This is a genomic window from Streptomyces sp. NPDC007875 (genome assembly GCF_042868035.1).
Lineage (GTDB): Bacteria > Actinomycetota > Actinomycetes > Streptomycetales > Streptomycetaceae > Streptomyces > Streptomyces antimycoticus.
In genome coordinates, this window is record NZ_JBIADZ010000023.1 from 77,691 (window position 1) to 94,563 (window position 16,873).

Consider the following 16,873-nt stretch of genomic DNA (forward strand, 5'->3'; position numbering starts at 1 on the left):
GGCACTTCCTAAAGCTTCGGGCGGATCCGCCCGAATCGTCGAGCCTCTGACCTGCGACATCTCCGTTCGATCTCCAGGGACCCGGACTCGCGCAGGTCCGACACCACAGGTTTCTTGTCCGTCCGCTGCTCCGGCCCGCGGTTCAGCTGCGACAGGGCGATGACCGGAACCTCGAGTTCCTTCGCCAGCAGCTTGGTGTTCCGGGAGACGAAGGACACTTCCTCCTGCCGGTTCTCGATCTTCCGGCCGCCGGACTGCATCAGCTGCAGGTAGTCGATGATGACCAGCCGCACGCCGTGCTTCTGCACCAGCTTCCGGGCCTTGGCGCGGATGTCCGTCATCGACAGGTTCGGGGAGGCGTCGATGTAGAGCGGCGCATGCTGCACCTTGGGCATGTGGCGGCGCAGCTTCTTCGGCGCCGCCTGGGTCCTCGGCCTGCAGGCCACCTGGTGGCAGCGCATCCTCCTCGCGCTCCCGATGGTCGGCCTGGCCTGCCTGGACGCCCGCGGAGTTGCCGTCGTGATCGAGGCCCGCGCCGGGCTCACCCGCGCGCTGGCCGACATGAACTGGGCGCAGATCCCGCTGGCCGTTGCCGGCGGCGCCTGGCTGCTAGGGCTCCTGGCCCCCGTCGGCCAGCGTGTCACGCTCTCCGTCGTCATCGCCTTGGTCGCTGCCCTGTACCGCCACGCCACGCGTCACCTGACACGGCCGCGCCACGCCCCTCGGCCGTCAGGGGCGGTCAGTACAGCTGGACGCGGGTGAGGACGATGTACGGCGGGTCGGCGTCAGCAACGATGACGTACTCGGCGACACCCAGTACACCGTCCAGGCCGAGCGGCATGCGTCTCTGCTGGGGCCACTTCACCGAGGCAGTGCTGCCCGGCACCATGCCCCGCGTCTCGTTGATCTGCACTGCCGCCGCGATGATCGCCCCGAAGACCTCGCCCGGCAGGGATAAGTCCGCCAGCAGCGCGTCGACCTCTTCGGAGAGTTCACAAGGCCAGCCCTCCGGCTCCTGGCCGTGCGACTCACTCAACGGGCAGCCCGGCCGCCTGGCGGCGCGCGATGGCCGCCGCGACGCTCGTCGTGGGCAGGGTGCCGTTCACCGCGGCCTCGGTGAACCGGCCACCGGCCGGGTCGGTGTCGAGTGTCGCCTCGCACCACCAGCGGCGCAGCACCGCCTCGGCGTCCTCCGGGGCGGCCGCCAGGAGCTCGCGGTAGAACTCCATCCGCCGCTCGCCGTCGAGCGCGGCCGCGATGCCCTCGGCGTTCCGCGGTACCCGGTCCGGCTCCGTGTGCGGGTGAATCGGCCGGATCGGTGTCGCGGCGCAGAGAGCGTGGGCTTTGCTGACTCGGGGTCTGGCGCGAGCACGCTGAGTTATCGGACAATCACAACCCTGCGCCCGAAGGAGGCGCCGACGGACCCGTCCTGACGACGCCCGAGGGAGATCGTGATGAGATTCGTCTGGCTGGGCGCGCTCGGTGTGCTCGCGGTCGTGATGGCAGTGTTCACGCCGTACGTGTTTCGCACCGAATCGACGTGGCAGGCCATTGCGTGGTCGGTCATGCTCACCGGCACGGTCGCCTTCATCGCCGTGCTCATCCGCTCCGAACTGCTGATCCGCCGCATGGGCCGGCGCACGAACAGCGACGCCTCCGAGACCTGATTCGCACTCCGAGCGTGACGAGGTCTGCCCAGGCCGAGCCTGCTCGGGGCTGGCGGATCATCTCGCTGACACGGCATCACCTTGCGTGGCAGGGTCAGCGGTGATCGGTTACGGCAGACGGACAGGGGGCTTCCGTGGAAGCACGGATGTGGGACGCGCTGGTTGGCGTGATGAAGGACGCGTACACCGCAGGGCTGGGCGAGGGGACTGTGCCGCGGCCGGTCATCATGCCGCTGGTGCGCGGCGAGTTGGTCGGGCTGATCTGGGTCAGCCCGCTCAAGGTCGGCGAGGATGCGCTCACCGGGATCGCGGAGCTCGCGAACATCGCCGCTGCGGCCGGCGCGGACGAAGTCGTCCTCGCGTGGGAGACCCACGACATCGCCACCGCCTGCCAGCTGCCCATCGTCGGCCTGGCACCGTGCCTGAACATGGTGCTCGCCACCCGCGACGGACACGTGCTGCACCAGTTCCCCTACAGCGAGCTGCTCCTGTCCCGTAGCCCCGAGGGCTGGGCGTCGGTCGCCCCCGACTGGAGGCCGGCCGCCGCGCCGCAGCCCGGCGGCGAGCTGGTGCCGCCCATCCAGGCCGCGGTCAACTTCGCCTTCACTCCCATCGAGCTGAACCACCCCGATCCGTTCGGTGCCACCGTCGTGCTGATGGAAGAGGACGGCTACCGCGTGCGCCTGGCCGAAGCGTTCGCCCGCTGACCCGCCCGTGGCACGGAGCTTTGACGACGACGCGCCCCGCCGAATCCGGGACGCAGACGAACTGATCAGCGCCCGCAAGCGGGATGCCGACGAACGGATCTACGTGGTGACCACCAACCTCGTCATCGACGCACAGGAGAAGCTCGCCCGGCGCCGACGGCTGGACCGCATCGGGCGCGTCGGCTGGGCGGTCAGCTGGCTGTCCTTACTCACCGCCGTCATTGGCACGGTCACCGCCGCAGTCACCACAGGCGACCCGGCGCGGTTCGTCCTGGGCGATCTGATCTGCGGCAGCCTCCTCCTGCTGTCCCAGCTGACGCTGGTGTGGGTGCATTTCGCCGAGCGGGGCCTGCCCACCCTCCAGCGTGCCGAGGCGCAGCTCGCCTCCGCGCAGGAGTCGCTGTGGAAGCAGAAGGCCCAAGGACGCCCGGGCCTGGAGGATCGACGGAAGCTCTACCTCGAGGAAGTCACGACCGCGGTCGAGCAGTACCAGGCAGATAGCCGCAAGTACCGGCGTATCCACAACAGCCTGCAGTCCCTCATCATGATTGGTTCCGCCTCCACGACCACGATCGCCGCGCTGGACACCGGCAAGGAACTGACTTGGCAGAGCGTCACCCTGACCATCATCAGCTTCGCTATCACGGTGGCCGCCATGTTCACCGGTTACTACAAGTTCCGCGAGCGCAGTTACTTCCTCCAGCAGACCGCCGACGCCATCGAGGAGGAGGCCAACGCCGTCACGCTTGGCATCGGCCCCTACAGCGAGTTCGGCCCCGGCCGGGAAGGCGAGGCCCTGAAGAAGTTCACGCAGCGTGTCGAAGAACACCGCAACGAGCAGCGGCGCCGCCAGCAGCAGCTCGACCAGCCGGCCGACCAGGCGACGCCCACCACACAGCCGCCGGCGGCCTGACGGCTCAGCCGCGTGGCTGCCGACGGCCTCCTCCTCGACGCTCGGACCGCACGGGGACGGTCGGGCCCCTCGTCCCGCGGCCCCAGGGGAGGAACAAGGCGAGCGCCGCCAAGACCTGCCCCAGGCCCGGAAGGATGTGCTGTAAGTCCTCGGGCCGCGCCTTTGTCACCACCGCCCGCGCGACGATGGCGACCACGGTGAGCAGCACGACGATGACCGCGAGCGCGGCGAGCAGGACGTAGGCGGGCATGGCAGAAGCAATATCCATCACGGAGACCTCCACAGATACGGAAAGCCCCGGCGGCTGCCGGGGCTTTCGAACACGAGACAAACGGGGGTTGGAGAGACAAAGAGGCCCCCACCCCTGGATGCCGGGGGCGGGAGCCTTCGTGCGGTAGAACCGGCCGGGGGATTTGGTGGAGCCATCGACCTCTGCCGTAGTGCCTGCACCGTGGTGAGGGAGCTCGGCTCCACCTCGACCCGCCGGTGCCTCTATATGCGGTTGTGGAGCGTCAGGGTGGCAGTGCCCATGACATCCGGTCAAACCGTGTGGTCACGTCCCCACGCCGGATCCACGACGCATGGGTGGTGCAGTTGGAGCCGACAGTGAGGGAGTTGGGAAGAGCCTCTGAAACCTCAGCCGTAAAGCCGCGCCCTGTGTGGGGGATCTCGTGGTGCGTCACCCCGGGCGCAGAACGCCTCTATATGCGGTTGTGGGGCGCCATCCTGGCAGCGCAGATGACGCCCGGTCAAACCAGCAGGTCACCGGTTCAACGGCGGCGGTGGCGAACCAGACGGCGATGACGCTGATGGCAGCGGGGCCGGTGCCACAGCAGGGCACCGGACAGCACGCGACGGACGGCGCGAGACGGCGGCTCAGGGACCACCGGGCAAGGCCGATCACCGCATGGCAGGGTCCATTGGAAGGTGCCTGGTGAGCGGCCTCTACACCCCGGCCCGACCGCGCGCCTGGAGCGGCCAGCGCAGCCCCGACGCCGGGTCCCGGCACCATACGTACTGGCGCTCGGGTTCCACGGTCATTCCGAAGTCGTACAGGGTCGGCTGTCCTTCGGTCAGCCACCAGTCCCAGGCAGGCTCCAGCTCGTCGACCAGGCGCCGCGGCCCGCCCTGGAAGGCGATGGCCTCGCCGTCGGGGAGTGTGGTGAGCGTGGCCCAGGAGGCGACGCCGTCGTGGATCCACACGTTCACGCCGTCGTCGTCCACGCCCGTGCTGATCTGCACGTCGGGGAGGTGGATGCGCAGGGCGAACAGCAGGTGCGCATTGTCCTTCAGCGGGCGCAGGTCCCGTGCGAATGGCCGTTCGTCGTCGGCGGGGCCGGTGCCGCGCACGTGCGGCCAGCTGCTCGCGGGCGGTGTACCGCGGGCGGGCATGAACATCGCCAGCCCCTGCATCCACCCCACCGCCGAGCGGTGGTCGTCGGCGACGGTCAGCGCGACGTGCCCCAGCCGCCCCCACGGGGTGACGATCCGGCCGCCCGGCCGTGTCTGCTCCACCCACGCCCAGGGCATCTGGTCGACGGCGTAGGTGGAGATCATCCGGTCGTAGGGCGCGCCGGACGGCCAGCCGTCGGCGCCGTCGGCGACCACGACCGCCGCGTCGATACCGGCCGCGTCGAGGCGTTCCTTGGCCTGCCGGGCCAGTTCGTCGTCCACCTCGACACTGACCACGCGTCCGGGTCCTGCGCGCCAGGTGAGGAGAGCGGCGTTCCAGCCCGTCCCGGCCCCGAGCTCGAGGACGCGGTGGCCGGGTTCGAGCATGAGGGAGTCGAGCATGTCCACCACGATGGACGGACACGACAGGCTGGAGGAGGGCGCGCCGTGGGTAATCTGGGTGACGGCCGCGTCGTAGGGCCGGCCATACAATTCGGCGGCCCATCGGTCGGGGTCGGCGCCGCGGTCGAGCGGCTGGTAGGCGTGGCCGTCCCAGCGCCACAGCCAGTCAGGCGCGAAGGTATGCCGCGGTGTGCCGGCGACAGCCTGCCGCGTCCAGGGCGAACGGGCAGGCCACAACCCATGCTGGTCCATGGCCTCATCCAGCCGCTTCCGCAAGGCGTCGTAGTCGGACACGCGGCTACTTCCGGTGTGTCCCGGACGGCGGCGGAGGCGGCGGCACCTGCCCGTCCGAGTTGTTCGGCGGCGGCGTTCCCTGCCCCGGGTCAGGATCCGGTTTGCGATGTTTGCTCACGAGCTACTCCATATTCTTCACCTCTGTAACCGCGCCATGATGACGCGATATCAGAGACAGCGGTAGAGCGCGGGAGCACCCGCGGGGGCGGCGACGGCCTCCATCATCGCCTGACGCCCGGCGCCATCTCCCCCGGCTCCCGACACGCCAGCGCGCTGGGAGCCGATGCGCATCAGGCGCAGGTTCATCCGGCGCCGGGAAGGGTCACCTCGCTCGGCTTCGCGTACACCCAGAGGTCGATCTCGACCTCCTCGTCGCATTCCTCGCAGCGGCGGACGTCGACGTCGCCGGCCACGCGCACGTGGATCAGCCAAGCGTTCCTGCCGCACTTCGGGCACATCGTCTCGCGCGCCGTACGTATGGGTTCGCCGTATCGGTTTGTCACACCAGCATCCTGCCGGACGGCCTCCCGGAGACCGGCATTCCCCTCATTTCAAAGGGTGTCGGCGGGTTCTTGAGGGCCTGGGGGAGTTGTTGAAGGCTCTGGGCCCTCCTTCGAGGGGTGTCCGGCCGACCCTCAGAAAACGTTGGTTACTTGAGGGCACACTGCCGTTCATGACCGTGCTGAACGACGCGCTCGGGCCCGCCGACAACCTTCTCGGCACCTTCCCGCTGCATCCGACCGAGATCCGCATCGGGTACGCGCGGGTGTCCACCGGCGGCCAGAAGTTCGACCGGCAGCTTGACGCGCTCACCCTGGCGAAGTGTCGGCGCATCTTCTCGGACAGGAAGTCCGGCAAGAACGACCTGCGCCCGGAGCTGAAGGAGTGCCACGCCTTCCTCCAGCCCGGCGACTCCCTCGTCGTGCCGAGCCTGGACCGGTACGGCCGCTCGTTGCAGGACCTGGTGAACATGGTCGCGGCGCTGCGCGAGCGGGGGGTCGGCTTCACCTCGTTGCACGAGAAGCTCGACACCCTCACCCCCGGCGGCCGCCTGATCTTCTACGTCTTCGCCGCCCTGGCGGAGTTCATCCGGGAGCTGATCGTGCAGGGCACGAACGAGGGGCTCGCCGCCGCGCGGGCCCGCGGCCGCGTCGGTGGCCGGCCCACCGTCGTGAGCCCCGACCTGCTGCGCGCGGCCCGCGACATGCTGCCCAACCCGGAGAACAGCATCGAGACCGTCGCCCGCCTGCTGGGCGTGTCCGTCGGCACCCTCTACAACCACATCCCCGGCCTGAAGGAACTGCGGGGCTCGCGTATCCCCGCCCAACTCGAAGGCAGCATGTTGTGACCGACTTAGCCCTCTTCGCCGAGACCTCCCAGCCCAAGGAGCCAGCCCGGCCCGCGACCGCTCCCGTCGTCCACGGTGCGGTCATCATCAGCGCCGTGGAGACCGCGTGGAAGGAGATCCGCCGCCGCTACGACGGCGTCCCGGACATCTCCGTCACCACCCCGCCCACCGCCGGCGCGCAGGACCCCACCAAGTGCACGGCGCTGCGCACCGGCCGCCGCTTCATCCGCGACGGCCGGCTGACCATGGAGCTCCAAGTGTCCTCCGGCACCTTGGGACTCGGCGGACGTCCGATGATGGAGGGGCTGCTGCATCACGCCGCGCATGGCCTCGCCCTGGACCGGGGCATCACCGACGTCAGCGGCGGTGACCGGCGCTGGCATAACAAGCGGTACGGGCGCCTCGCCCGGGAAGTCGGCCTCACCCCGCCCGCGCGGGCCGCCCGCGTCGTCGGCATGGGCCGCTGCCCGCTGTCCGACGTCGAGGCCGCGCAGTGGGCCGAGGTAATCGCTGCCCTGGACGCCGCGGCCGCCGTCCAGCTCGAAGCCACCGTCCAGGCCGTGGCCCCGCCGCGCGGCGGCCGATCCGGCGCCCGCTTCCTGATCGTCTGCGAGTGCACCCCGCCCCGCCGCCAGCAGGTCACCCCCTTCTTCTTCGAACAGGGGCCGCTGCTGTGCGGGCTGTGCCTGGCCAAGTTCCGGCCCGCCGACACGTCCGTGCCCCACCAGGGCGCCGGGGAGGGCTGAGGCGATGGTCTTCGTCGGCGTACACGGCGACTGGGGCCGCATCGACGTCGCCCAGGCCGATCTCGGCTGCGGCCAGGACCGGGAGAGCATCTACAAGGTCAAGCCGCCCGCACCGCTGACCTGCTACGAGTGCGACTGGCCGCTGCACCTGGTCCACAAGACCCACGGCACCTACGACCTGTGGTTCCTGCGGCACGCCAACAACGCCCCGCACTGCGCCGCAAAGACTGCGGGCGAGGGGATAGCGCACCACCTGCTCAAGCTCGACCTCGCCCATCACGCCCGCGCGGCCGGCTGGAGCACCGAGTACGAGGTCGCCGCCCCGGACGGCTCCTGGCGGGCTGACGTGATGGCCACCTCTCCGGACGGCAGCCGCCGCGTCGCGCTGGAGGCGCAGATGGCGTCCATCCCGGTCACCGACATCGAAGCGCGCACCGACCGGTACCAGTCGGACGGCGTCGAGGTGTGCTGGTTCACCGACCGCAAGACTGTGCCCTGGCTGGACAACGTGCCCTCGGTCCAGATCGCCCGGCCTGACGACGGCGGACCCGTTCAGGTCACCGCCGGTCCCGCTCGGTTCGTCCCCGAGTGGTGCGAAGACCGCGGGAACTGTGGCCTCTGTGAATGCGAGGACTGCGGCGCGGGCGTCGACGGGCCGCTGCCGTGCGGCGGCCACGGCAAGTGGCCGATGGCGGAACCCTTTCCCCTGGAGCGGTTCGTCGCCGCAATCTGTGCGAACACCACCCGCCCGCACCGGCTGCGCGCAAAGGGCTGGGGTGATGACGGCAAGTGGCGATGGATCACCCGTGCCTACTTCGAACTGGAGGAAGAACAGGTCCAGGCTGAAGCCAGGCGCCAGCAGGTCATCGCCCGGAAGATCCAGCCCGAGCGGCGGCGCCGGGAGGCCCAGCGCACGGCGGAGCAGGACCACCAGGCGGCGATCAACGCCCTGCTCCAGCGCCAGCAGGCGCTGACCAAGCCGGTGGTCGAGTTCGTCTACCACGAGGCCGGAACCTATCCGCAGGTCGCCAAGCACGGCACCCCTGACTTCGCCATGGGCGTCCCCGTCTACGTCAACGGCGCCCCGTACGCCGTCATCTGTCCCGTCGCCAGCCGCGTCCCCGCACTCCGCGACCGCCTTGCACCACTGATCCTGTTCGCCACCACGGAACGCGAACGTCAGCGCATCGCCGCGCAGGCCCGCCCCGGCCAACGCATTGAGGTCATCGAGGTCGACCTGACCACGACGGTCCCGGTCGTACCGCAGCAGCAGGACACGGGCAGCCTCACCATCAAGCAGGCGGTGAACCGGATGATGGGTCTGGACCGCATGTAGAAGGTCTCCGGTCTACGCCCATCGCAGCGGCCCGGCAGGATGCTGCCCAAGAACGGAGGCGGGCTACCAGTTGGCGGTGAAGTGCCGAGGTGCCGGACCGTATCGGTCCTTGGCGACCAGAACACGCACTCCAGCGGGATCGGTCCGGTCTACGAGCGTCACGGTATCTGCGTGGTACTCCAGGTCAGCGCCGCTGCCGAGATCTTCGATGTCCAGCTCGTGGCCGTCACGCCATGTACGCTCCAGCCTTGCCATGAGCAGGATCGGGGGCCGGCCGAGGCGCTCATCCATCGGCTTGTTTCAGTGCCGGTGATACCGCTTCCACGGGCGGGACACCCTGGCGCCCGTGGTGCCGGCTATCCCACGGAACAGCCTGGAGTGGAGGGTCGGTCCCGACACGGAGACCTGATGGCACCTGCCGCCCAACGCCCCGGCCGGGATGCAGGAGATCCAGGGAAGGCCGAAGGCGTCGCAGTCCGAATGAGAGGTCCTGGTGGCTGGGCAGCGGCCCGCGGTGGGTGCGAGGGACAGCTTGCCCCCGGGCCAGGCCGACCGGGGGGAGGGCGTCTGGGGAAGGATGTCGGCGGTGATGGCGTACCAGCGGTGGTCAGCACCGTCGACGAGTAGGCCGTCAAGCCGAATGCGGAGCTCGGCGCGCGTTCACTCCTCTGGAAGGTCTTCTGGGGAGCGGAAGATAGCTCGGCCAATATGTTGGCGCACGACAGACCCGACGGGCTGGTTCACGTGTCGGTTGGATCCGGTGACTGGGTGTTGCAGCAGGTCGGTGGCCGCGAGAACGGCGAGAGCTACCTGCCTGTCGTCGAGCACGGGCGACAGGCACGCTTGCAGCCGCTGCAGATGGGTGACAGCTCGCCTGACGACTCGCTGTTCGACGTCGTACTCCATCCCCGCAGCGGTCCGTGCCAATTCCTCCAAGGTCTGGGACACAGTGTCCGGGTCCCAGCTGTCGGGATAGGCATGGAGCCATCTGACAAGCAGCGGCAGCTCTTCATCGTCTCCCTCCTCACGCATGTGAGGTTGGGGCCTGGTCTCGCTGGCTGGCACTGGCGGCTCGGGAGCCGGTTCTGGCAGCACCTGCTCGATGTCGGGCAGAGAGGTCTCCAGCGGATGCAGGTCGAGCACGGTGTAGAAGAGCGTGCGGATCAGCGCGCTCGGACCGCAGCCAGCCACCTCGCCGAAGGCTTTGACCGGCCATGTGGGTTCGGTGACGGCACGCTGCGCATGCGTCTCGAACTGGTTGACCGCGTGGGTACTCATGTTGACGCGTGGCGCGCGTGGGTTCTTCTGGGCGGACTCCGCGGCGGTCCGGGTGGAACGCCACATCAGGTTGTAGATCTCCCCGAGTGGGCGGTGCCGGGCCACCTTGTAGGTAGCCTCGCGCAGCCGCTCGACGTGATTATCCGTTACGGCCGGCAGATTGAGGTCCTCCAGCCGACTGGTGAAGTAGCGCAGAGCCTCTTCAGCGATGAGTTCCTGCGTCAGGGCGAGGAGGTCGTCGTGCTGGCCCGCAGTGAGGCGTTCCGGCGCCAGACGTGCGCTTAGTACGGCGTCCAGGTGCTGGGCGCCGGTCCCCTCGCTCGTGCCAAACGGTGCGTAGAAGCGGGCATCCAGCGGGAAGAACTGTGACGTCAGCTGAGGGTTCAGGTGTACAGACTCGGGATCGTCACCTGCTGCGGCCAGGGCGTCTTGGAACGTACCGGGCTCCCACTCCATGGCGGTAACCGAGGTGGTGGGGTGGATTCTGATCAGACGGCCCCGTACGAGCGCTCCCAAGAGTTGAACGGTTTCGCTCTGCGCGGGGTGCAGAGGGTCGAGCCAGGTTCCGATCCCAGAGATCGGTGTGGTCGATGGTGCGTATCGCAGCAGCGCCAGGGCTGCCACCATCTCTCGCACCGAGGCTGTGGGTACCGTCTCGGAGAAAGCCAGCCGGTACCGCTCCTTCATGACCGCGAGCTGCGCGCTTTGCCAGGTGGCCAGAGCCGTGTCGATCGCCTGTTGCTGTACTGCACGGGCCCGGGCCGCATCGCGCTTGGCCTTGCGGTTCGGATCATTGAGTGCGTGCACGGCAGCCACCAAGGACTCCGTGCATGCCACGCAGACAGGCGTCTCGCCCTTGGCCAGGTCGGCCAGCGCGGTGCGCGACGTCAAGCTGAGCTGCTCTCCGCACTCGGGGCAAGTGTGATCGACAACGGCCCGCACACCGCCTGCGGCGACCACGTAAAGAGGGCCGCCCCAGCCGAGTGTGTCGATGTCTGCGGTTCTCTCACACCACACAGGCGTGCCCAGCTCAGGGTGAAAGCCGGCCAGGGCCCAGTATCGCTCGCCGATCGCGACCAGCTCGGGATCGGCGCCGTCGACCGGAACGACAGCGGGCGTCAGTCCGGCCAGCACCGCACTCATCTCATCAGTCACAGTTGCTCACTTTATGCAACTCTGCCGACCAGGGTTTCCTGTATGCCCAGCTCTCCCGGGGCGGTCCTCGCGAGAGGCCGAACGGCCGCAGTGGGCGATACCGCGGCCGTCATTGCCCGTGTTGCCAGACGGTCGTGCCGCGCTCGCAGGCGAGTTCGGTACTCCACCGTCGCGCAGTACCGGGCGTCGGCCACCTGTCAGGTGCTCCAGAGCCGGGCCGCGCTCCCTATCCATCGGAACAGGTCCGGCAGGCGTCTCCTTTGGTGGGGTCGTAGGGGGCGCCGCAGCCGCAGCCGGGCCAGCCCAGGCAGGTGGGGCATTGGGTGTAGGGGTCGGCGACGGGGCGGCCGCAGGTGCCGCCGCGGCCCTCGCATTCGCGGTGTGGGGGCCGGTAGACGACCGCTTGAGCCGGGGTGCGGTCTGCGGCCGCGGACGAGGCATGTGTCTGGTCGTCCCCGGACTGATCGTTGTCGGGGTTGTGAGGGCTGGGACCGCGGCCGGGCAGGAGCCATCCGCCGCGGCAGACGCTGCACGGCTGGTCATCCTCGGCCGGCCGGTCAGGCGGAGCGGGGTACCAGCCGTCTTCACACCGGCCGGCGCACGGTGTGGGTGCCAGCAGCCACACCGCGACGTCGTCGGGCCGGTATCCGTCCTCTCCGGCGTCGGCCTTGCGCTCGAGGGGCCGGTTGGCCCAAGTGGTCCACCAGCGGCGCTCGATCCGCGCGGTGAGCCGGGCGGCGGGCTGGCGGAGCAGTTCGTCACGGGTGGTCTGCAGGACTGCAGGCGGTACGCCGCCCCCGCAGGCACGGAGCAGCTTGGCCGGAAGCGCGGTGAGGACGGCACGGACCGGATCAGCGGCGGGGGCCGTGCGTTGGCAGGTATCGCACTGGTCCCAGGCGCGGGGGTAGTAGGTGCGCGCCCAGCGGCGGTGTTGGTCCTTGCGCTGTCCGGCCTCGACGCGGGTGATGGTCTCGGCGGAGGCCGGGCGGGCAGGGAGCGGAGCGGAGCAGGTGCGGCAGCGGCCCTGGCAGGCGCGGCAGATGCCGCCTTCCTCCTCGTCGGTGGCTGCCTGGCACACAGGGCACTCGCGTCGGCAGACCTCGCACAGATGGTCCTCCGGATGCGGCGGGGCAAGCCACCGGTGATCGCCCTGGCAGCGCACACATTTACGGGTGTCGGTGTCCTCGCGGTGCGTGGCGAGGATGGGCCGGCCAGGGCACTGGTCGCACCGGACGATGGGCTGGTTGCTGTTGCGGTGCACGATCACGCGGCGCTCCCGGCATGGTGGGCGGAGGCGAGTTCGTCAGCGTAGCGGTTGGTGATGGAGCACCAGGTCGCGGTCGCTGCGGACACCCGACGGCGGTGCGCCTGGGCGGACTCGGTTTCCTGGGCGGGCCGGTAGGCGGCGTGGGCGGCGGCGCGTGCGGCCGGTACGGCCTGCGGGGCGATATCCGCCAGGGCGAGCAGCTGCTCGCGAACCGGACAGGGCAGGACCGCGTCCCCCTCAGCCTCGGCCCGCACATCCGATGCCTCCGCCCCGGCAAGAGGCGCTGCCAGCGGAGGAGACACGGGAGCGGTGGCAGGCGACGGGTCAGCGGGCGGTGGCAGCGGGGCCGCCAGGATCGACTCCAACGCCCGGCGTGCCTGCCGTGTCTGCCACACAGCGAGTTCGCACTCATCGCAGCGGACACGATCCGTCGGTTTACCGCGGGCCAGGTTCGAACAGCCGTGTCGGGCACACGGGACCAGCGTCATACCGCCGGGCGTGCAGGGCAGGCCCCTGCTCAACTGGGCATCACGGCGGAACGCGTACGGCCGGTCCGGGTCCCCCGCAGCCAGGTCCGCATCGTGTTGCGCACCACGGGCAAGGGCTGCACGGATATAGGAGGCGGGTTTGGCTGGCCTCCAACCCATGCACATCCCCTGCAGCTCAGCAGCGATCTGCATGCTGTCCAGGCCCCGGTCGATCAGCGGGCGCAGGGCGTAGGCCAGACGGCGAAGAGATTCCCGCTGCGTCCAAGCCACCAGGGGCCGTACCTGCCGGGCGATACCGATGTCCTGCGCGACCTGACGTGCCGAGCGACGCGGACCACGCCTCGTCCTGAGTTTCCGGGCGGGAGATGTTGTGGGCCGCCTCGCGCGCGAGGTGTCTTTACCACCACCCACTACCTCAACCTTCCCCACCGAGGGGGAACCCTCAAGGGAATGGGGCTCACGCGCCCATGAACTGCGGTTATCCACAGCCCGCTTATCCACAGGCTCCACCGCCGTACGGGCAGCCGCCACAGCCCGCTCCCGGCCGGCCTCCGTCACCCCGCACACCCGCGTCTCGTAGCCATGTCCGGCGAGGCGGTGCCCCATCGCCTGGTCGAAGCAGGGCGGAATGACCGCGCCGTAGATCGTCGCGGTCGCTGTGTACGCCCGGCCCGGGAGCCGGAGGTTGCGCTTCGAGCCACACCGCACCCACACCAGCGCACCCAACTCCCGCAGCACCGCGGCATGCCGCTTTACCGTCGCCCGTGACAGCCCGGTACGCCGGACCGTGCCATCCAGGCCGTACAGCACCAGCCCGCGGTCGTAGTCCATCCGCGCAGCCAGATCTTCCGCCACACGCAAGGTCGAGCTACCAGACCGAGGGTGAAACCCCGCGCCCACCAGCCACCGCACCGCACGAAGCCAAGCCCGAGGCTGCGCGTGCCGGGACTCAGTGCCTTGCATCTCCTGCCGAGATCCCCGGACCAACACGAACGACGAAAGGGCAGGGACTCCGCCGGCAGACACCATGGCGCTCACTGGTGCTCCTCAGCTGGGTGCCTTGAAGTAGCAACCAGGAAGAACAGCGTCAATTGGCTTGATGGGGAGAAAATCACCCTCAATGGGGCGCGGGAACCTGTGATCTTGATCTCAGGTGGCCAGCGGTTTTGCCAGGTGATTGGCTCGATAAGCGGTACGCAGGCATGCCAAAGCTGGCGTGCCCTCGTGCAGTCATGCACAATGCTCCTGTCGCGGGCTTCCCGCCTGACGGCACAAAGAAGCCCCCTCGTGGGTGCTTCGGTTCCTGTTGCAGAACCTGAAATGAACCGTTCGCTCGGTCTGCCAACCGGCGAACAATCCCTTCGGAGGGTTGCCAGCCCTCCGGTGTCTACGGGGGCGCTGAGCTGAGGTGACTGCCAAATCACCTGGGCTGAGCGCCCCGGCGGCTGAGCCGCCCTGGAGCTAGATCATCCAGACCCCCTCCACACCAGAGGTGTGTGTCGAGGCAGTCGCGGACAACACGAACACCCCGCCGAAGGGCCAGAGACGCGTAGGCGGCTGCTGGCACCACGGCGGGGTGCGGTGTGTCTGGGGGTGGGTAGCGGTACCCTGGATCATGTCGATCATCCTCGTATGGCTATAAGGGTGCTCGGCGGGCCTCCGGACCCCTCTCACAAGGTCCCTCGGCCACTGGCCCCACGACTTGCTCAAGGTCGTTGGGGCCGCTTTTTTGTTTTTGATCAACGTCGGAGACACCTTACTCCCACGACGAGGCGTTAGGGACTCCAGAGGCGGCCGTGTCATCGACAGGCAGTTATCGGCTGCTGACTGACCGAGGCTCATGGTCTCCCCTGGCGCACGTAAATGCGCGGCGCAGCGCCGCTTGTCAGGTCGAGTCATCATCACTCCTGGGGAGTTGGGCGCTGCGGCTGCGCTGGGTCCCCGAGGAGAGAGGCACGGGCTGGCCAACACACACGTATGCGGCGCTCGCGTCGTCCGACCGTTTGAATCGGGGCCACCGCTCTCCGGCCGGGTCGGCGAGCTCAGCTTCGCGGGTACGGGCGATCAGAGCGGCCGGCCCCTCAGTGCGTAGCAAGTCCAGAAGTTGTTCCCAGCTCAAGGCGCCGAAGCTGTCGACGAGTCGGCTCGCGCCGTCCGTCAGGAGCGCGGCCTGCCGGACTTTGGCAAGGTCCACGGCTCCGGTGATTGCCTCGTCGGCGGCGGCTGGGTCGGTTGCCGCTACCCAGTAGCCGCCCGGTCGGTTGCGGAGGCCGCGTTGGACCGTGACGAGTTCGGAGACCCGGGCTGCATGCTCGGGAGTACCGGTCGGGCCTTGGAGAGCGGCGCGCATTTCGTCGCTGGCGACCTCTTCGACTCGCTTGTCGGTGACGGTCTGGATGCCGTTGTCGCTGAGGTCGAGCACCAGCACGTTGTCAGAGAGCACCAGGTACTCAAGGACGTCGTCCCGCTCGCGGATCATTACGACGGTTGAGGCAGGCACCGCCTCTTGATCCAACGCGCAGGTGTCACGGTGCAGGTCGTTGACCTCCGCAATGGCGGTTCGTAGGGCTTCCCGCAGCCACACCGTGTTGTCGCCGATCAGATTGATCAAGCGTGTGCCGAGCTGTCGTACGAACCATGGGGTGCCATGGACGCACCCCATGGGCAGGTCTCTCGGGGCAGACAGGCCGTCCAGCACGACGACTCCGGTAGGACTGACGTGGACTGTGTCCTCGTTCGCAGCGCCCATACCCTGGGCCGATGCCATGGATACCTGCACGTCAGGCCCCTTCCGGGCGGTAGAAAGGCGTGATTCGCTCGCTTTCGACGATCTCTAGAGTCTCCGGGTCGAACCGGCTGGAGATGAGGGTCGAGAACCGCTTGACCTTGAGCTCGCGATGCACGTTGGCCAGCTCTTGGCTGAGCCAGTGGACGACGCCACCGGAGCCGCGAGCGTGGATGCCTGCGATGTAGAGGAAGGCCCCCTGGCCGTCTGGCCGGGGAAGACGGCCGAAGTAGGCGATATCGCCGTTCTCGCCTTTGTCCATAGGAGATCGGTAGACCTGGCCGGTGTTCCGGTCGACGAGGTGCCAGCCGTCGTCGTCCTTCTCGAACCGCAGGTGAGGGTCACTCTCAAGGATCTGTTCGATCAGGGGCGAGAGCCGCGGGCCACAGACTACGACCAGGTTGTTCCGGTTGAGCCGGACGTTGCCGCCGAGGGAGATCCGCTCGAACGTGATTTCCAGTCCGACGTCTTCGGCCAGTTCACGTAGGCGCTCGTAGGTCTGGACATCTTCGGTGGCGATCACAGGGCCCTGTACGGGCTTGTCTCGGCCATCCTGCAGCTTGCCATCCTCCAGCTTCTCGGCGAGGGCCACGACGACCTTCCCTGAACCGAGGAACAGGCGCTCGGGAGGAGCGCCCTTAGCGAGCTGGCTCACTCGTCCCTTGCTGATACCGAGCTCGGCCGCCAGCTGGGTGCTGTTCAGCTGGGCGAGGCGCAGCGTTTCGTTCATAGCCTCATTGCGGACGGCCTGGAATTCGTTGCCGTGGTCTTGCACCCGACCGACGAGAGCATGTGCAACTTTCGCCCGCTCTAGAGGGTCGGACAGTTCCTTCAACCGGGACAGGACGACGTCGAAAGCCGTGTCGAACTGCTCCTTCAGGGAGGGCAAGTCCCCGTCGAGCTGTTTCTGCTCCATGCGTGCCTCCCTTCGCGAGGTCATGTTTACCCCATTAAACCGCATCGGTTCAAGATGGTTGACGCGCGCTGTGACGAGTCTTATGGTTTCAGCAGTCGATCGGTTTAGGGCGCTAAATCGTTCGGTTGCGTTCGCTATATCTGCACGTCAGCGCCCTACCAGCACCACCGCAGTACGTC

Annotated in this window: 17 protein-coding genes and 1 pseudogene; 7 read left to right on the forward strand and 11 right to left on the reverse strand. The window is 68.6% G+C overall.

Going from position 1 to position 16,873, the window contains the following annotated elements; all coding sequences use genetic code 11:
• Positions 1-71: 71 nt before the first annotated feature.
• Positions 72-407, reverse strand: a pseudogene (locus ACFYOY_RS35805) (DnaB-like helicase C-terminal domain-containing protein); the annotation flags it as partial.
• Here ACFYOY_RS35805 and ACFYOY_RS35810 point away from each other — a divergent pair.
• Entirely contained in the window at positions 394-762 is a 369-nt protein-coding gene (locus ACFYOY_RS35810) for a hypothetical protein (protein WP_388591680.1), read from the forward strand. The pseudogene ACFYOY_RS35805 and the gene ACFYOY_RS35810 sit on opposite strands and share 14 nt — an antisense overlap.
• Here the strand turns inward: ACFYOY_RS35810 and ACFYOY_RS35815 are convergent.
• The gene (locus tag ACFYOY_RS35815) at positions 740-1,036 is read right to left on the reverse strand and encodes a hypothetical protein (protein ID WP_388591682.1); all 297 of its coding nucleotides are present in this window, start codon (positions 1,034-1,036) and stop codon (positions 740-742) included. The two genes, ACFYOY_RS35810 and ACFYOY_RS35815, sit on opposite strands and share 23 nt — an antisense overlap.
• Positions 1,029-1,229, reverse strand: a complete 201-nt coding sequence (locus tag ACFYOY_RS35820; protein ID WP_388591684.1) for a hypothetical protein — start codon at positions 1,227-1,229, stop codon at positions 1,029-1,031. Before ACFYOY_RS35820 ends, ACFYOY_RS35815 begins: the two co-directional genes overlap by 8 nt.
• Before the next feature lie 225 nt (positions 1,230-1,454).
• Here ACFYOY_RS35820 and ACFYOY_RS35825 point away from each other — a divergent pair, with 225 nt between their 5' ends.
• The 3 genes from ACFYOY_RS35825 (at position 1,455) to ACFYOY_RS35835 (ending at position 3,287) form a co-directional block, all read left to right on the forward strand.
• Positions 1,455-1,667: a hypothetical protein gene (locus ACFYOY_RS35825; protein WP_388591686.1), complete on the forward strand. Its 213-nt coding sequence runs from the start codon at positions 1,455-1,457 to the stop codon at positions 1,665-1,667.
• Between the two features lie 146 nt (positions 1,668-1,813).
• Positions 1,814-2,374 carry a hypothetical protein gene (locus tag ACFYOY_RS35830; RefSeq protein ID WP_388591688.1) on the forward strand — a complete coding sequence of 187 codons (561 nt, stop codon included), beginning with the start codon at positions 1,814-1,816 and terminating at the stop codon, positions 2,372-2,374.
• A 7-nt stretch (positions 2,375-2,381) separates the two neighbouring features.
• A complete protein-coding gene (locus ACFYOY_RS35835) occupies positions 2,382-3,287 on the forward strand; it encodes a DUF4231 domain-containing protein (protein WP_388591690.1) in 906 nt (301 codons plus the stop codon).
• Between the two features lie 4 nt (positions 3,288-3,291).
• Here the strand turns inward: ACFYOY_RS35835 and ACFYOY_RS35840 are convergent, their stop codons facing one another.
• A complete protein-coding gene (locus tag ACFYOY_RS35840; protein WP_388591692.1) occupies positions 3,292-3,555 on the reverse strand; it encodes a hypothetical protein in 264 nt (87 codons plus the stop codon).
• Between the two features lie 677 nt (positions 3,556-4,232).
• The gene (locus ACFYOY_RS35845; protein WP_388591694.1) at positions 4,233-5,375 is read right to left on the reverse strand and encodes a methyltransferase domain-containing protein; all 1,143 of its coding nucleotides are present in this window, start codon (positions 5,373-5,375) and stop codon (positions 4,233-4,235) included.
• A gap of 673 nt (positions 5,376-6,048) precedes the next feature.
• Here ACFYOY_RS35845 and ACFYOY_RS35850 point away from each other — a divergent pair.
• From ACFYOY_RS35850 to ACFYOY_RS35860, 3 genes are read left to right on the forward strand one after another with little or no spacing between them, the layout of a single operon-like run.
• Positions 6,049-6,723, forward strand: coding sequence for a recombinase family protein (locus ACFYOY_RS35850; protein WP_388591696.1), 675 nt, complete (start codon positions 6,049-6,051; stop codon positions 6,721-6,723).
• The gene (locus tag ACFYOY_RS35855) at positions 6,720-7,469 is read left to right on the forward strand and encodes a hypothetical protein (protein WP_388591698.1); all 750 of its coding nucleotides are present in this window, start codon (positions 6,720-6,722) and stop codon (positions 7,467-7,469) included. Before ACFYOY_RS35850 ends, ACFYOY_RS35855 begins: the two co-directional genes overlap by 4 nt.
• 4 nt (positions 7,470-7,473) lie before the next feature.
• On the forward strand, positions 7,474-8,805 hold the full coding sequence (locus ACFYOY_RS35860) for a competence protein CoiA family protein (protein ID WP_388591700.1): 1,332 nt from the start codon (positions 7,474-7,476) through the stop codon (positions 8,803-8,805).
• Positions 8,806-8,868: 63 nt separating this feature from the next.
• On the opposite strand, the gene ACFYOY_RS35865 is transcribed toward ACFYOY_RS35860, so the two are convergent.
• The 6 genes from ACFYOY_RS35865 to ACFYOY_RS35890 all read right to left on the reverse strand — a co-directional run bounded on the left by ACFYOY_RS35865 (position 8,869) and on the right by ACFYOY_RS35890 (position 16,694).
• On the reverse strand, positions 8,869-9,096 hold the full coding sequence (locus tag ACFYOY_RS35865) for a hypothetical protein (protein WP_388591702.1): 228 nt from the start codon (positions 9,094-9,096) through the stop codon (positions 8,869-8,871).
• 369 nt (positions 9,097-9,465) lie between these two features.
• Entirely contained in the window at positions 9,466-11,238 is a 1,773-nt protein-coding gene (locus tag ACFYOY_RS35870) for a hypothetical protein (RefSeq protein ID WP_388591704.1), read from the reverse strand.
• Between the two features lie 226 nt (positions 11,239-11,464).
• Positions 11,465-12,505, reverse strand: coding sequence for a hypothetical protein (locus ACFYOY_RS35875; RefSeq protein WP_388591706.1), 1,041 nt, complete (start codon positions 12,503-12,505; stop codon positions 11,465-11,467).
• On the reverse strand, positions 12,502-12,759 hold the full coding sequence (locus ACFYOY_RS35880) for a hypothetical protein (RefSeq protein ID WP_388591708.1): 258 nt from the start codon (positions 12,757-12,759) through the stop codon (positions 12,502-12,504). Before ACFYOY_RS35880 ends, ACFYOY_RS35875 begins: the two co-directional genes overlap by 4 nt.
• 2,119 nt (positions 12,760-14,878) lie before the next feature.
• A complete protein-coding gene (locus ACFYOY_RS35885; protein ID WP_388591710.1) occupies positions 14,879-15,604 on the reverse strand; it encodes an integrase in 726 nt (241 codons plus the stop codon).
• A gap of 169 nt (positions 15,605-15,773) precedes the next feature.
• Positions 15,774-16,694, reverse strand: a complete 921-nt coding sequence (locus ACFYOY_RS35890; protein WP_388591712.1) for a sigma-70 family RNA polymerase sigma factor — start codon at positions 16,692-16,694, stop codon at positions 15,774-15,776.
• Between the last annotated feature and the right edge of the window lie 179 nt (positions 16,695-16,873).

Bases quoted from the DNA above. Each gene is read 5' to 3' on its own strand.
- ACFYOY_RS35810 (WP_388591680.1), top strand. From the start codon at position 394: ATGTGGCGGCGCAGCTTCTTCGGCGCCGCCTGGGTCCTCGGCCTGCAG.
- ACFYOY_RS35820 (WP_388591684.1), bottom strand. From the start codon at position 1,229: ATGGAGTTCTACCGCGAGCTCCTGGCGGCCGCCCCGGAGGACGCCGAG.
- ACFYOY_RS35825 (WP_388591686.1), top strand. From the start codon at position 1,455: ATGAGATTCGTCTGGCTGGGCGCGCTCGGTGTGCTCGCGGTCGTGATG.
- ACFYOY_RS35830 (WP_388591688.1), top strand. From the start codon at position 1,814: ATGTGGGACGCGCTGGTTGGCGTGATGAAGGACGCGTACACCGCAGGG.
- ACFYOY_RS35840 (WP_388591692.1), bottom strand. From the start codon at position 3,555: ATGGATATTGCTTCTGCCATGCCCGCCTACGTCCTGCTCGCCGCGCTC.
- ACFYOY_RS35850 (WP_388591696.1), top strand. From the start codon at position 6,049: ATGACCGTGCTGAACGACGCGCTCGGGCCCGCCGACAACCTTCTCGGC.
- ACFYOY_RS35860 (WP_388591700.1), top strand. From the start codon at position 7,474: ATGGTCTTCGTCGGCGTACACGGCGACTGGGGCCGCATCGACGTCGCC.
- ACFYOY_RS35865 (WP_388591702.1), bottom strand. From the start codon at position 9,096: ATGGATGAGCGCCTCGGCCGGCCCCCGATCCTGCTCATGGCAAGGCTG.
- ACFYOY_RS35890 (WP_388591712.1), bottom strand. From the start codon at position 16,694: ATGGAGCAGAAACAGCTCGACGGGGACTTGCCCTCCCTGAAGGAGCAG.